The 13,481-nt window shown below is 35.3% G+C and carries 17 protein-coding genes; all 17 read right to left on the bottom strand.

Annotation, left to right across the window (positions count from 1 at the left end; genetic code table 11):
• Nucleotides 1-568: 568 nt before the first annotated feature.
• Nucleotides 569-1,123, bottom strand: coding sequence for a hypothetical protein (locus tag P8P68_RS02275; protein WP_000532577.1), 555 nt, complete (start codon nt 1,121-1,123; stop codon nt 569-571).
• A 178-nt stretch (nt 1,124-1,301) separates the two neighbouring features.
• Nucleotides 1,302-1,808, bottom strand: coding sequence for a YfbM family protein (locus P8P68_RS02270; RefSeq protein ID WP_268725208.1), 507 nt, complete (start codon nt 1,806-1,808; stop codon nt 1,302-1,304).
• Between the two features lie 97 nt (nt 1,809-1,905).
• A complete protein-coding gene (locus P8P68_RS02265; protein ID WP_180364456.1) occupies nt 1,906-2,082 on the bottom strand; it encodes a hypothetical protein in 177 nt (58 codons plus the stop codon).
• A 20-nt stretch (nt 2,083-2,102) separates the two neighbouring features.
• Nucleotides 2,103-2,978, bottom strand: coding sequence for a DUF4300 family protein (locus tag P8P68_RS02260; RefSeq protein ID WP_278276076.1), 876 nt, complete (start codon nt 2,976-2,978; stop codon nt 2,103-2,105).
• Nucleotides 2,979-3,134: 156 nt separating this feature from the next.
• Nucleotides 3,135-4,877: a glycoside hydrolase family 13 protein gene (locus tag P8P68_RS02255; protein WP_278276075.1), complete on the bottom strand. Its 1,743-nt coding sequence runs from the start codon at nt 4,875-4,877 to the stop codon at nt 3,135-3,137.
• Nucleotides 4,878-5,055: 178 nt separating this feature from the next.
• Nucleotides 5,056-5,547, bottom strand: coding sequence for a phosphoribosylanthranilate isomerase (locus tag P8P68_RS02250; protein ID WP_278276074.1), 492 nt, complete (start codon nt 5,545-5,547; stop codon nt 5,056-5,058).
• Between the two features lie 63 nt (nt 5,548-5,610).
• Complete coding sequence (locus P8P68_RS02245; protein ID WP_132973438.1) at nt 5,611-6,492, bottom strand: diacylglycerol kinase family protein; 882 nt, start codon at nt 6,490-6,492, stop codon at nt 5,611-5,613.
• A gap of 170 nt (nt 6,493-6,662) precedes the next feature.
• Nucleotides 6,663-7,022, bottom strand: coding sequence for a hypothetical protein (locus tag P8P68_RS02240; protein ID WP_000841611.1), 360 nt, complete (start codon nt 7,020-7,022; stop codon nt 6,663-6,665).
• A gap of 29 nt (nt 7,023-7,051) precedes the next feature.
• Complete coding sequence (locus tag P8P68_RS02235) at nt 7,052-7,813, bottom strand: hypothetical protein (RefSeq protein WP_143989601.1); 762 nt, start codon at nt 7,811-7,813, stop codon at nt 7,052-7,054.
• A 164-nt stretch (nt 7,814-7,977) separates the two neighbouring features.
• Complete coding sequence (locus P8P68_RS02230; RefSeq protein ID WP_278276073.1) at nt 7,978-8,640, bottom strand: DUF443 family protein; 663 nt, start codon at nt 8,638-8,640, stop codon at nt 7,978-7,980.
• A gap of 59 nt (nt 8,641-8,699) precedes the next feature.
• Nucleotides 8,700-9,371 (bottom strand): hypothetical protein, encoded by a 672-nt coding sequence (locus P8P68_RS02225; RefSeq protein ID WP_278276072.1) that lies wholly within the window; start codon nt 9,369-9,371, stop codon nt 8,700-8,702.
• 71 nt (nt 9,372-9,442) lie between these two features.
• The gene (locus P8P68_RS02220; RefSeq protein WP_278276071.1) at nt 9,443-10,414 is read right to left on the bottom strand and encodes a hypothetical protein; all 972 of its coding nucleotides are present in this window, start codon (nt 10,412-10,414) and stop codon (nt 9,443-9,445) included.
• 189 nt (nt 10,415-10,603) lie between these two features.
• Nucleotides 10,604-10,732, bottom strand: a complete 129-nt coding sequence (locus P8P68_RS02215) for a hypothetical protein (protein WP_000901527.1) — start codon at nt 10,730-10,732, stop codon at nt 10,604-10,606.
• Between the two features lie 40 nt (nt 10,733-10,772).
• A complete protein-coding gene (locus P8P68_RS02210; protein ID WP_216733060.1) occupies nt 10,773-11,390 on the bottom strand; it encodes an SAP domain-containing protein in 618 nt (205 codons plus the stop codon).
• Nucleotides 11,391-11,494: 104 nt separating this feature from the next.
• Nucleotides 11,495-11,623, bottom strand: a complete 129-nt coding sequence (locus P8P68_RS02205) for an ADP-ribosylglycohydrolase (RefSeq protein ID WP_080702749.1) — start codon at nt 11,621-11,623, stop codon at nt 11,495-11,497.
• A gap of 11 nt (nt 11,624-11,634) precedes the next feature.
• Nucleotides 11,635-12,441 carry an alpha/beta hydrolase gene (locus P8P68_RS02200; protein ID WP_278276070.1) on the bottom strand — a complete coding sequence of 269 codons (807 nt, stop codon included), beginning with the start codon at nt 12,439-12,441 and terminating at the stop codon, nt 11,635-11,637.
• A gap of 154 nt (nt 12,442-12,595) precedes the next feature.
• Nucleotides 12,596-13,339: a type II CAAX endopeptidase family protein gene (locus P8P68_RS02195; RefSeq protein WP_049489667.1), complete on the bottom strand. Its 744-nt coding sequence runs from the start codon at nt 13,337-13,339 to the stop codon at nt 12,596-12,598.
• Nucleotides 13,340-13,481: the final 142 nt, after the last annotated feature.

Here is a 13,481-nt window from a genome sequence, read left to right as displayed (position 1 = left end):
GGTTGACTTATGAAAAAAGAGCAGGTTTTCACCTGCTCTGCAATCTTCTGACGTGTTTATTTTGGTTTCTGTTGAGTATGTCTGTTCCTGATGTTTCCTAACTCTCTAGTAGCAAATATTACGTACTTTATTGATCGTTTCACAAGATGACGTGTGCTTTCACCACACTAAAATTTATGAATTAGGACAAATATCCTAACATCAACTTATAAAAGTAGGCTTTTAACCCTATCAATAATGTGGCTTTTCAACCACGCTTCGGCATTCAACCCTGCCTGTCCGTAGGCATTTTTTACTCGGGTTTATATTTGCTAGAAAACATCATCTCATTTTCTAAGCCTTATAACTATATCATGTTTATAAGAGCTTGTAAAGGATTTTGTTAAACTTTTTTTAATAATCTTGTTTTTTGTTCGCGAAATATCTTTCAACAATAAAAAGAAATCGTTTTAAATCGTTATCTGCATAAGAAAAAAGAAACTACAACCATTAGCTGCTTCAATAATCTTAAAGTATAACTTGATATTGAAAATCAATTCTTTTCATCAGATTTCATAAATATTTCCAGCTAGGAAGTGGGAATCAACTGCTCCAATTCTACTTCTGAAAGCTGTCCTTGATTGTAAAGTTTTCTAAGTAAGTCCTCATCTACGGTAATTGAATAGTAATCCGTCACAAACTCATGAAATCGCTCAAAACTGTCAAAGAAGTAGGATAATAACCATTCACCACCGTCCTGATCTTGGTAGGTATTTTGATGCTCTTGTCCATCATACCAGATAAAGAAGGTTGTTTCATCTTTTTGTTCTTCTGAGTATAGGTTTTGATACTTTTCATCCAGTCCTTTATAAAATCCGTCTATGATGTCTTGATTCCACTCATTCGCAGCAAATTGACTCAAACTACTTTCATGATCAAAACCTTTTATGAGGATCATTTTATCAGTCAAAATCACATCTAGAGAATCACCAGAGCCATTGTCGATAAGGTAACGAGCCCCATAGCTTCCCTCAGTCTTAACGATCAATCGAAGCCAGGTCTCATTTGGATCTGTTCGATACTCATCAATGACAAGTAAGGCATCTAAACGTGTCTTGGCATTTTCCCATTCAATTCTTCCCATCTCTTTAGTCCTCCATCTTAAAGCTTAAAATCTATTATGCTTACAAATTCTATAACCAATTTCTATCTATTCCGTCCAACTATACTGTGGAATATTTTCTTCACCAGACAAGTCATCAGGTGTACAATTTTCTAGATGTGCATTCATCACGCACCTGACTAACAGTTGGAGAAAGTACTTAACAAATAGTCACTAAGATATTCCCCTTGAGAACTAAGATTTTCTTATAAAAATCCTTCATTTTTACAAAACAGGTTCGAATATCATCCTTGATTTCTTCCTCTTCATCAAGATAATCCCAAATATCGGGATACAAATCTGCCTTCTTGCATGCTTCCATGCTAAAGTTAGCTAGAGCCCTATCCATGTCAAAATTCTCTAAAGCTTGAACAATCTCAGCTATCTTTGACTTTTCAGTATAGGCTATATATTCCGACACATTTTCTAAAGGGGTCACTCCCAAGACAGCTTCTCTCAAAGGATCGTCATCCATAAATTCTGAACTACTAAAGCCTGTCATAACAAAGAGTAAGGCGTCCCACATTTTGTCAATATCTATCAACGTCTCATTTTCCTTAGTAGAATCCTCTACTAAGTCAAGCAATTCCTCTTCCTGACGAGAATCTCGCATTATTTGGCTTAATTCATTGTCAGATAGATATCGATAATTAGCAATCATTCCCATAATGTTTCCTCCTATTCGTTTCTTAGGATAGCACTGATTTTACTATTTCCCTTTCTTGAAAAGACATAATACTGTTTTTGGACTCTCCTCCTTATTTCTAATCCTCATCTTCTGTCACTTCCCAGACTTCTGACTGGTATCCCTCGCCGTCAATATCATAGCGCTGAGTATAGCCTAAAAATCGCTCTTTATTATTTGCCTTACGAGGTTTGAGAATGTTTATAGCCCAGAACCCGATAAGAATGAGAACTAAAAGCGCTATTACAGTCTCCATGCGATTCTACCTAACCTTTCTTAATAAGCTTCAACCCACTTTTCATTATCCATGATGAAAGGCTTAGCTAGGCCATCACCTGTGTAATCTGCATACTTGGTAGCCAAATATTTGTAACAATCTTCCTTACTCGCAAACTTAATAGCTTGATAAGGCTCTTCAAAAGTCAGTTTCTCTACAAATAAGAAACCCTCCTCAGCTGGCACTAAAATACCAACGTGACCGACAAAAAGATACTCTCCATCCAAATTGTCATGCAACACAACAGACAACATCCGAGCTTTATCATTAAATTGAAACTGGGAGAAGAATTTCTCCATCTTCTGCGCGTGAACTTTTACATCCGTTGTCGCTTCCGTCTCCACCCTAGAAAATAGAATATCAAACTCTTCCTTATCTTTCGCGTCAAATACTTTTCCCTTATCGATAGCATCGTTATCCACAAAAAGTAGCTGGTCATTCTTTTCAAGTTTTGGGATCGTGACTGAATTTTTTAATAACGCATAGCTATTAATACGGCAGTTGGTCCCGACAAAGTCACCCTTTTTTTGATTCCAGAGATTGCTGATTTTCTCTACGTCGTATTCTGTCTTCGTAAAGGAGGCAAAATCCCCACTTAAGCCAGTAGAACCGACAGTCGCATTATAATCTGTGACAAGATTGAAAAATGCATCAACACTATTTGGGTCCAAGTGAGCTGATAAGAGAGATTTGACCTCTTCGGTACTGACCTGATTGTTCAGATTGGTATATGAAGCCGTCCAAGGAACTTTATCCGAACTGGTCTGTGTCTGGTTTGCAGCTTCAGTGCTCGTATTATTTTGCTGACAAGCAGCCAATCCAAGAAATAAGGGCAAACACAGTCCCAAGGCTACTACTTTTCTCGTTCGTTTCATGCAATTCTCCTTCTAGAGTACCATTCTCTATTACTTTTTAAACACTCTTCACTAATCCATCAACAAGTAATCCGTGATTTAGCTTTATTATACTACATAAGTCAAAAAAAGACTGCACGAATCACCTATTCATTACAGTCTTTTTAATCCTATTTTTTATTGAATGACGAAACCTTTAGGCAAAAGCGCAAGTTGCTGGTCCAATTCTTGGCAATGACTGGCTAGCGCTACAGCATCACTGTCTTCTAAAAGATAGTTTTCAGTTGATTGGTTAAAAATAGCTTGGATTTTTTTTCCATCATAATTCCATTCTAGAGCTAGAACATCTGGCTTGATTTCTTGCAGACTATAGGTGCCATGTTGGATAATGCCTGAAACATCCTTACGAAGTTGAATCAATTTCTTCATAAAATTAAGCATCTCATTACTGTCTGAAACACGTTCCCAAGGCATGACACGACGACAATCTGGATCTGGTCCTCCACCTAACTCCAACTCCGTTCCATAGTAGAAACACGGTGTCCCCCTTTGTAAAAAGAGACAGGCAAGTGCCGACTTAACGAGTTGAACATCTCCCTTAGCAGTAGCCAAAATGCGCTCCGTATCGTGCGAATCCAAAAGATTGAACATCACTTCCGAAATCTGTTGTCTATAGTACATTGATTGGCTATTGATTTCATTGATAAACTGATAAGGATTCTTAACCCCTCGCAAGAAATAATCCTTGATGCTGTCGGAGAGAGGATAGTTCATAACTGCGTGGAATTCATCGCCATTTAACCAAGGATGGGAGGTGTGCCAGACCTCTCCAAGAATATAAAGGTCAGGCTTTTTAGCCAAGACAGCCTTACGGAAATCTCTCCAAAATTGATGGTCTACTTCATTTGCCACATCCAGGCGCCAAGCATCAATATCAAACTCTTCAATCCAGTAGGTCGCAACGCTCAACAAATAGTCCCTCACTTGAGGATTGGCCGTATTTAGCTTGGGCATATAGCTGGCAAAGGCAAAGGTATGGTAAGGGAGTTTTCTTGGATCACCCAGCTTATCCTTGGTAACTGGGAACTCTTGAACATGGAACCAGTCTTTATATTCCGACTTTTCACCATGCTTGAGAACATCCTGCCACTGCGGAGACTGATCCCCGATATGATTGAAAACAGCGTCCAGCATGATTTTCATGTCTCTCTGATGTGCCTCCTCCACCAGTTGACGGAAGGTCTCCTTATCTCCAAAATGACGGTCAATTTCGAAATAATCCGTCGTATTATACTTGTGATTGCTTGGGGATTCAAAGATTGGACAGAGATAAAGTCCTGTAATCCCCAAATCTTGCAAGTAATCCAGATAGTCAATAATACCTTGTAAATCACCACCAAAGAAATCGCTCGTCTTTGGCTTGATAGAGGAATCCCAATCTAGGACCCCTTCTGGAGAAATTTCAGGGTTCCCATTAGCAAAACGTTCTGGGAAAATCTGGTACCATACCGTCTCTGCTACCCAGTCAGGAACGTGGCAAGCATCAATCTCATGGATATACGGAATTTTAAAGCCATTTCCTTCATAATGAAGGTTTTCTAGCATATTTTCAACACATCCCTTATCGCCATACAAAATACTCTGACCCTGCTTATCCTTGAGTTCAAAGAGATACTGGAGTCGTGCATAGCCAACTGAAACTTCCGCTTGCCAGTAATCAAATAAGGCATCAGAAGTTACTTTGACCATCTCCTTACTATCTTCATAACGGTCCTCTATAAAGATAAAAGGATCACCATAATGTAAGTTGATGCTTTCAATATCATCTTTCTTGGTCCGGATGCGAATGTGCATTGTCTTGTCTTTATAAAGATAAGCATACTCCGACTCTGATCTGTGGTAAATGGCTGTTAATTCCATTGTTCTGTCTCCTAGTTTACTTTTATTCATCTTGCTGCGCAAACGTTTTCATAATTGTGATTCTAGTATACTACTTTCGTATTTTATTTGCAAGGCTTGTCCGCAGTTTCGAGTGGTTTGATTTTGAGAATATAAAAAAGCAGCCAGTCTTACAACTTGCTACTTTTCAAATGATGATTTACAACTGTCTTTCTAACCATTCTATCTTTTTAAAATCCTTATTGTTATTGTGGTTATTTCGATAGGAATCTTGGGAAGAAGCCTTGTAAATACTTAAATACTGTTCTAAACTTGGAACACGAAACGTGATGTCCTCGAGATGAATCAGCTCTATATCTGATTCCGAAACTCCTGCAAAATCAGGTAAAGAATCGATACTTCCGAATTCAACACTCAGACCATCTTTTTGGAATTCATGCTCATGAATATCTATTAAGGCATAGCCTAAGTGTTTCATCACTTTCATTATCTTGTCCCACGAATAAATTCTGAGATGATCAGGTGCTTCCCAACCTCTAGGGTCACCAGGCACATGAATGTCAATGTCAGACGGCCCCCATTCTTCATTTGAACGGTATTCAAACCCCAAAGACCCCATGAGCGTCGGAGTGATTCCGACTTGGTTTAAATGAGAACAAATTGTTCGAAATTCATCAAATAGAGAATTCATTCCTCCTCCAATCGTTGATATGAAACTCGATTTCGCAGTGAAAAATAAACTAACTTCTACCTTCTACTCTTTCGGTTTTGAAAATACTTCTACTCGCTGAGCTAGGACTTTGATTTCAACAGGTAGGTTATCCGATTTATCGCCGTCAACATCTGACTCCAATTCACTATCTGAAGAGATCTTAATATTACGCGCTCTGATATACTCAATATTATCATTGCCGACAACATCTCCTTTTAGTAAATCCGGAATGACGGATAATTTAGAGAATATAGAAGCATCTTTTAGAATCAAAATATTGGCATAGCCATCTTTGTCTTCTTCAAAGATTTTCTTATCAGCGAAGTAATTTGTCAAGAGAACCAAAACATGACTAGCTTCACCATCATAATTTCCATTTTCCGTCTCAATCTTAATGTTAAAAACCTGATCCGTCATGACAGACTTCATGGTATTTACAGCATAGGCAAGAATACCGAATTTTGTCTTGTCCTCGATTTCCACATTGTGAATCGCCTCAGGCAGAGAACCGATACTAAAGATATAACCAAAATAGTTATCATTCGCTTTACCAATATCAATCTTGTTGGTTAAATTAAAATCGAGTTCATCTATCGCGCCATCGATGTCTTGATTGATTTCCAATAGTTTCGTAATGAGGTTACCCGTCCCACCAGGGATAATCCCTAACTTAGGAATGTAGTCTCTCTCAGCAATACCAGAAATGACTTCATTGACAGTCCCGTCTCCACCAAACACAACCACTGCATCGTACTGCTCACGAGAAGCTTCTTCAGCAAAATGTGTTGCATCTAAGGCTTTTTCAGTAATTTTGGTTTCCACCTGCTCAAAATAATCTTTGGCTTTATTCTCCAGCTTGACCTTATAATCCAAAGCCTTTTCTCCACCAGAGGTAGGGTTAATAATTAACATTACTTTTTTCATTGATTTTCTCCTTAATATTCGTTTGAAACCTTTATATTTCATTATATGAAACTAAATGTACCCCTATTATACAATGAAAATACAGAAAAGAGAAATCTGACGTACCGGAGATTGAGAGAATCAGTTCTAAAAAAAGTTGGATATGCTGAAAATGATAAATACCTTCTAGTTTATTTTTTTACCAATCGATTAAAATCAACCAAATATAAAATCCCAGAAATAAGAGCAAAAATTGCTGAAAAAAATGAAAGGAAGGGGATAAAACCTGTGATAGATGCAACTAAGAGAAACAAAAAACTTTTCTTACGACCGTTTGATTCTTTTCTATAAATGAAAATTGCAAGTATGGAACAAACAAGAAATATAAAACTAATTAAATTTACTGAGAAAGCCCATGCTGGTTTATCAACAAAATGAAGAGCCCCATTGATAAATCTTATCTCCCATCTATAGAAAAATGCAAATGCAATAATGGGAGAGCATGTTAAAGCAAAAATTCCATTAAAAAAAAATAAACTGTTTGATTTCACACTTAATCCTTTTCTGTACTTATTCATCGCTAATTAATAGATTCACTATTTAAAAATTCTTTAGACTTCCGTACGATATAGAGCTGTTCATCTTCTTGAGCGAGTTTACTAAACAACTCATTCGCCCTAGTCATATCTCCTTTTAATTTAGAGTTCAAGGCTTGATAGTAAGTGATTTCCAATTGTTGATATTTAAATTCGTTTTCCAAGTCTTCAAAGTAATCATTGGATTGATGAGCAATTGTTAAATCGTAAAGCGCAATACTTACGCTTTTTGTTTTCTCGGCTACAGAAAGATCTGATATGGACATTTTGTTTAGTATAAGATCAAGCTCATCTCTGGTCAGGTTTGGATTTGCAAGAACTGTCGAGCGAACGAGGTAACTCACTAAGAAATCCCTGTATTTCAGCTTCAGTTTTTGATCAGTCATTGCTTCAGAAGCCTCCTTAATGGCAGCATCGAAATCACCAATCATATAGGAATACCCAACAGATGTTAGCGTCACATCCATTTTTATAATAGCTCTTTTTGCAACTTTCTTCAACTCAATGTATTGCTTCCAAGATGGTAAATCTAAGTCCATATGTAGTAACTTAGTACCACTTCTTAAATACCCTCTTCTGATTATCGAGATCGAAAGGAATAAGAGTACATTTATGAGTATAATACAAAGGGTTTGAATAGTCCTATCTTTCACCATCAAAGCTACAAAAAGAATAAGAAGAACGGCCAAAACAATCGCAACTTTTCTATAAAAAGCATATCTTTTACGTAATTCTAAGTAATTCATTATTACTCCTTTTCTAAATTACAATGTGGCATTGCGAGAACAGTCCTGAATCTTAAATGAGTCATTGACCACTCAAATACTTTCTAATTAATTCCCTAATTTTTCTGATAAAATAGCCCAATGTGACCTGCAAAAGAGGATCATAAAACGGCTTTCATCTTAACTTATAACTTCTCTATTCTATCAAAAACAATCTCTTGCTTTTCGACACTTTCTCGGAGTGGTGACATGCCTAAAATCACTGTAAAAAATCCCAATAATAGAATACTATTAATAACGAGTATGGCACCCTCTGTCCCATCAACAATATTTAGATAGAAAGTAAAACATCCAAGAGTCGGAACAAGGATAAAAGGAAGAAGTTTGTAATGTTTTAATTGACGCTTATTTCCAACTGGTTTAAAGGTTATTTGATAGTTTGAAACTTTATTCTCAAGTCTTTTTTTGACGCTATGACGAGCTCTTATGGCAATGAACCAGAAAGCAAGATAAGCTAGGAAAATGAATAGGCCATATAAGCCTATCTTTAAAGGAAGGTTGTGACTAATCCCATTGTTTCTAAAAAAATTTGTCACAAGCCGATAGCCAGATCCCCCTATTGCTGTACCAATTGCAATCCCAATTGATTTACTCATAGTTGGAGCTACACTCTCAAAACGCATATCTCTTTTATCTAACTTTTGCATTTTTGCAGTAATTTCATCGGGAAGAGACCCCCAGAAATAGGATTTTGGTCTAACAGTCGTCAAATCTAGAATATACTTTTCTCCCTCTACTTCTACTATTTTGAAAAATACTTTATTCGTTTCTTTAAATTTTACTTTCATAGTCACCTTTAAATTCTTCTCAGAGTTAAAAAACTCTTTTCAATAACATTCCTAAATCGTTAGCCCCGTTTTTTAATAATAGTTAAACCAATTTTGACAGACATCTCTTTCGATGTTAACTGTATTGTGATCCCATAATTTGTTTTATCTGAGTGATCTATTCTAATTTGGCACGTTGTTTCCTCTGGTAGATCATATTTGCTTTTCAGTTTCTGAAAGAGGTCAGAGTTATTTTCTGGCTGGTAGATAATTTCACTAAGCTCTGTTGTTCCGGTTCTTAACGTTCTTTTTACATTCAAGGAGTCAAAATAATCTCTTTTGACAACTAAGTTAAGAATCTCTTCGTCAAATAAAGGGTCTATCTCCGAATCGTAATGCAACTTGCCATTAGAATAACTAACGGGAACCGTTTTTTTGTTTTCTCCGATTTGTATTCTATAGTCACCCTTACCATCTGCCTTGGTAATATCTAGGTCAATTTCATATCTTTTGACTTCGTCTCCATTCTTTATATAGACTCTGCTTTTATAAGTTTCTAGGCCATTAAAATCTTTCTGCTCTTGTTCCAAAAATTTAAACATGGGATCAAACGTTTTTTCAAACTCGTACTGTTCCTTTGTTCTATTTTGGGGAATAGTTTCACCACCAAAACTACAAGCATTCAATGAAGAAGCTGTCAAAAGAATAACAAGAAATCCAGTTACCCATAAACACCATTTAAACTTTTTCATATTTTATTTAATCCTTTTTTCGAGTCATAACAGTAAGATTTTTTCAAAAATTTATAAATGTTTAGTTTAACTTACACTAGTTCTGCGTCAATTCCAGCTTCAGCAAAAATTTCCTTAACTTGTTCAAAATTACTTGACATGATTGTCGCTTGTTTTAAATTTGGAAACTGCTTTAATTCAGCCAAACTAACCTCGTTCAAATCAAAAATACTATCCTCACCATCCCACTGAGGAATCAGATTCATAAAGATTTCATTACCGCCATCCATATCAATCTCTTTTACAAGACTTGCATACTTCTGTGAAATCTGAAAATTTTTAAAGTATTCTAATGCAGGCTCGACAAGTTCTGTACTTTCTGTATCAATATCCAACTCGCTAAATTCCTCTGAAAAATCAAAAATATCAAAAGCTGGCTTTAAAACCTCTAAATCATACATCAATACTTGGATAATAGCTAGTTTAAAATTCAGATTATCAAAATGAAGATATTTTTCTTGAACAACTTTTGGATTTGATTTTTGACGTTCATGCTTGATTTCTGGATAGTAGGAAATGGTGAGTGGATATCTCATTACATCTGGTCTTCCATTAAAATTGGTTCCGCGAGGGGTCCATAAAATAAAATTGAAATCCCCAGTTCTGTGTCTATCATAAAGAAAATAGGGAGGCTTCCCATCAGTGGATACTACGGCTTGACAAGGCATCTTGGGTAATTCTTCTTCTCCAAACATAGGTTTTACAACATCACCGTAGTAGAAACTGATAGTAGAAAGTAGATGCTCATCATCAAGATAGACCCTGCATTTCTTTAAATGATTCTTGACAGAAAACGAATGTTCAAATACAATACCAGCATTGTCGTAAATGTACTTTATGTATTTATTTTCTTTTTTTACAACCTGATCAGGCTTTCCTAATACAGCCTCAATATCTTTCAAAGATAATGGAAAAGACAAGCTGGTTCCGTTCAATACCATTGAATTGTCATGAAAATTGATTTCGAGGTTTTTAGGACCTTTCTTTTTAAAAAAACTAAACATTTGATTCTCCTATTTATAATTTTTTTATCTAAATGCATCAAATCTATTTTTCTAACGTTAGAAAATTTACTGTATAAAATAAGGTTTTGCCGTATTTTTCGTCCGTAGGATTAAAAAAGCAGGAAGCCTTCTTACCTTAAAATGAAAAGGTGAGAGGATTAGCTACGTTTCACTAACAAACTTACACATTCAGCGGTTCGGATTTACCGTATCATCCGTGAAAAAACAATCCTCACGAAATAATGGAAAGTCTTTTGTTTTAATATTGTTCCATTCGTAAACTGAACCTACAATATCTCCAATAATAGATCCTAGCATGGCATTTCTCCTTATAAACTATTGGTTTAGACAGACATTTCTATTTGTCATACTCTTTTATTTTATCTGCATATTTAGTCAAAAGTTTTTTTGAATAAACTTTTTCTTTCTTTGAGTCTCGAACTTCTTTCCAAAGAATAGAAGCTACTTTTAGTTTGTTCGAGTAGTTGCCACTATTTTCGTCTGCACAGAAATCCTTTAAAAATTGATTCCATTGACAAACCGAATGGTCATACTTGGCATAATCTGAATCTCCATAATAAACTTTTAGCATATCTTGGATTGTAAAACTCAAATCATGTTCTCTTTTGACTTTTCTCCAGGCAGTGGCCATATCAGCAGTAAATTTAAAGGGCGAAACACCTGTTAAAGTTGAGAAATATTCTCTAAAGTGTGCATTAAAGGAGAATCCACATTCAAGTAAGGGCGAATCTAAGGTAACGACTTCTACTCGTTTCTTATTTTTTTTTACTGATGACTTTTTAATCAAATTCCCCTTGAAGTACTGCTCAATAATATCATTGAGTTCCTGTTTTGTACCTCTATATTCAAGTCCTAATGACCTGCATATCTGTGAAAGTTCATCACGATACCAGTAATATTTATTAAATTCATCAAAGGATGAGATTTTTTCAAACATAGGTCTGCTTTCTATCAATATTTCACCTCCTTAAAAACAGTTTAGGTTTTCATCTCAAAATAATGGAGTTTTAGTTTCTTTATTTTGAGGATTAACTACGTTTCACTAACAAGCTTACACACTCAGAGGTTCGGACTTACCGTATCATCCGTGAAAAAACAATCCTCACAAAATAAAGGAAAATCCTTCGTTTTGATATTGTTCCATTCGTAAACAGAACCTACAATGTCTCCAACAATTACTCCGAGCATCCGTTTCCTCCTTATTGCATATCAGATTCGTTACACATTTCTAATGAGTCACTCTTTAAAAATGGCACCACCAAATCAATCCACTCATAAGGCAGGTAAGCTGATAAATAGCCGTGGTTATAGCCCTTTGCTTCATACAAAATTGTATTTGAATGTAGCTGATGAAATAATTTCGCTGATTCTTTCACACAGTTCAATTCTTTTTCACCATAGATATACAGAACCTGAGCCTTGCTAGCAGAAATCATATCTTTCAGCTTGTAACATCCCATATAGTTTTTGTAAATGGTCACCAATGTTTTGATAGGCGTCCTCGGCAAATCCTCCAAATAATAAGTTTTTATTTCCTCTGGATAAGCGAGTTTAGGATAGAGTTTGTTCATCATGCTTAACTGAAGTTTGCAAGAGATTTTATTGAACATCAGTTTACCAAATAGAGACACTAGAAAGATGCTGATTTTAGCTAACCTTGGTTGAGGAATACAGAGGCTTCCATCTATGATGGCCTTCTCAGCAATTTCACTGTCTAAAGACAAAAGCTCTATGGCAATTTGACCACCAAGTGAAACACCACCGATTGCAAATAATTTCCCACCACAGTTTGCTTTGATATAGTCTAGAATCTCCAAAGCAGAATCTTCAGTAGAAACATAATCAAGTTGATATTCCTCGCCGTGGCCATTCAAAGTGGGTAGAATAATACGGTATTCTTCTGACAAGATTCGTGCTTGACGAAGATAATTCCACCAAGAACTTCCACCACCATGTATCAGTAAAATAGGAGGCAAATTCTTATCACCAAATTCATGGAATTTCATGTTTAAACTCCTTACTGTAGAACTTTCACTAGCTACACCCATGTTTAATCAGCTCGTACAAGCAGTGATGTCTCATCAAATAGAAAAGTCTCTAACATTGATTATCTAGAATGACTACACGTTACTTTCAATAATGGATATCCTGATCTAAATTTTAAAATGTTGTTTCCTTACTAATTCTATTACTCGCCAATATAGTATAAATCAAATAACCAATAAAAATGATAATAAAAATAAGATTAATTTTTAACACAAAATAGAGATTTAACAAATTTGCGAATGCATGAAATAATACACAGTATCCCACAGATTTCGTTTGACGGTAAAGAAGCCCTAAAACAAAACTTAAAAATAATGTATATATAAAAAATAAAATAAAAGGAAATCCTTGATGACTTTCTCCAACTATAAACCATAAAGGCAGATGCCATATTCCCCAAATTGATCCTACAATCAAATTAGATTGCCAATAAGTATATTTTTTGTCAAGTAATGGTTGTAATATTCCTCTCCATCCTAATTCTTCATGTCCACCACCAAAAAAAATTAGTTGTATAAAGAATAATGGCATCAGATAAATTGATACTCCGTTTAATTCTAAGGAAGATACAGAAAATAGTATCAAAATTGCTAACATATGATAAATGAAATAAATACTGCTATTTTCTATCTTATTAAATAAAAAATGTTTAAATTTTATATTATTACTTTTTAAATAAAAGCCACTTGCAATAGCTGGTCCAAGTGCACCAACTATATGTAATATTCTTCCTATAAATGTCTCTAATCCCAAAATATAAGATTGTGTAAATATGGCAAGAAGCCCCCAAGATATATAAGTAATTCCAAATGTAAAACAAAGATAATTTTTTAAATTCCTTTTATCAATTTCTGTCATTTTTTTCTTCCTGATCTTGATTATTTTATGAATAATATTTTTACTGCTTCTTAGTTGCTATCGATTATAACTACCTATATTCTATCATAAAAACACAAAAATGCCTTACAATCAAGGCTTTTGATTATCCCTTTCGTTACAA

It is taken from the genome of Streptococcus sp. D7B5, from assembly GCF_029691405.1.
Lineage (GTDB): Bacteria > Bacillota > Bacilli > Lactobacillales > Streptococcaceae > Streptococcus.
Note: the sequence above shows the minus strand (reverse complement) of the source record. Positions and strands in the feature narration are given on the sequence as shown.

Bases quoted from the DNA above. Each gene is read 5' to 3' on its own strand.
- P8P68_RS02275 (WP_000532577.1), bottom strand. From the start codon at position 1,123: ATGGGAAGAATTGAATGGGAAAATGCCAAGACACGTTTAGATGCCTTA.
- P8P68_RS02270 (WP_268725208.1), bottom strand. From the start codon at position 1,808: ATGGGAATGATTGCTAATTATCGATATCTATCTGACAATGAATTAAGC.
- P8P68_RS02265 (WP_180364456.1), bottom strand. From the start codon at position 2,082: ATGGAGACTGTAATAGCGCTTTTAGTTCTCATTCTTATCGGGTTCTGG.
- P8P68_RS02260 (WP_278276076.1), bottom strand. From the start codon at position 2,978: ATGAAACGAACGAGAAAAGTAGTAGCCTTGGGACTGTGTTTGCCCTTA.
- P8P68_RS02255 (WP_278276075.1), bottom strand. From the start codon at position 4,877: ATGGAATTAACAGCCATTTACCACAGATCAGAGTCGGAGTATGCTTAT.
- P8P68_RS02250 (WP_278276074.1), bottom strand. From the start codon at position 5,547: ATGAATTCTCTATTTGATGAATTTCGAACAATTTGTTCTCATTTAAAC.
- P8P68_RS02245 (WP_132973438.1), bottom strand. From the start codon at position 6,492: ATGAAAAAAGTAATGTTAATTATTAACCCTACCTCTGGTGGAGAAAAG.
- P8P68_RS02235 (WP_143989601.1), bottom strand. From the start codon at position 7,813: ATGAATTACTTAGAATTACGTAAAAGATATGCTTTTTATAGAAAAGTT.
- P8P68_RS02230 (WP_278276073.1), bottom strand. From the start codon at position 8,640: ATGAAAGTAAAATTTAAAGAAACGAATAAAGTATTTTTCAAAATAGTA.
- P8P68_RS02225 (WP_278276072.1), bottom strand. From the start codon at position 9,371: ATGAAAAAGTTTAAATGGTGTTTATGGGTAACTGGATTTCTTGTTATT.
- P8P68_RS02220 (WP_278276071.1), bottom strand. From the start codon at position 10,414: ATGTTTAGTTTTTTTAAAAAGAAAGGTCCTAAAAACCTCGAAATCAAT.
- P8P68_RS02215 (WP_000901527.1), bottom strand. From the start codon at position 10,732: ATGCTAGGATCTATTATTGGAGATATTGTAGGTTCAGTTTACGAATGG.
- P8P68_RS02205 (WP_080702749.1), bottom strand. From the start codon at position 11,623: ATGCTCGGAGTAATTGTTGGAGACATTGTAGGTTCTGTTTACGAATGG.
- P8P68_RS02200 (WP_278276070.1), bottom strand. From the start codon at position 12,441: ATGAAATTCCATGAATTTGGTGATAAGAATTTGCCTCCTATTTTACTG.
- P8P68_RS02195 (WP_049489667.1), bottom strand. From the start codon at position 13,339: ATGACAGAAATTGATAAAAGGAATTTAAAAAATTATCTTTGTTTTACA.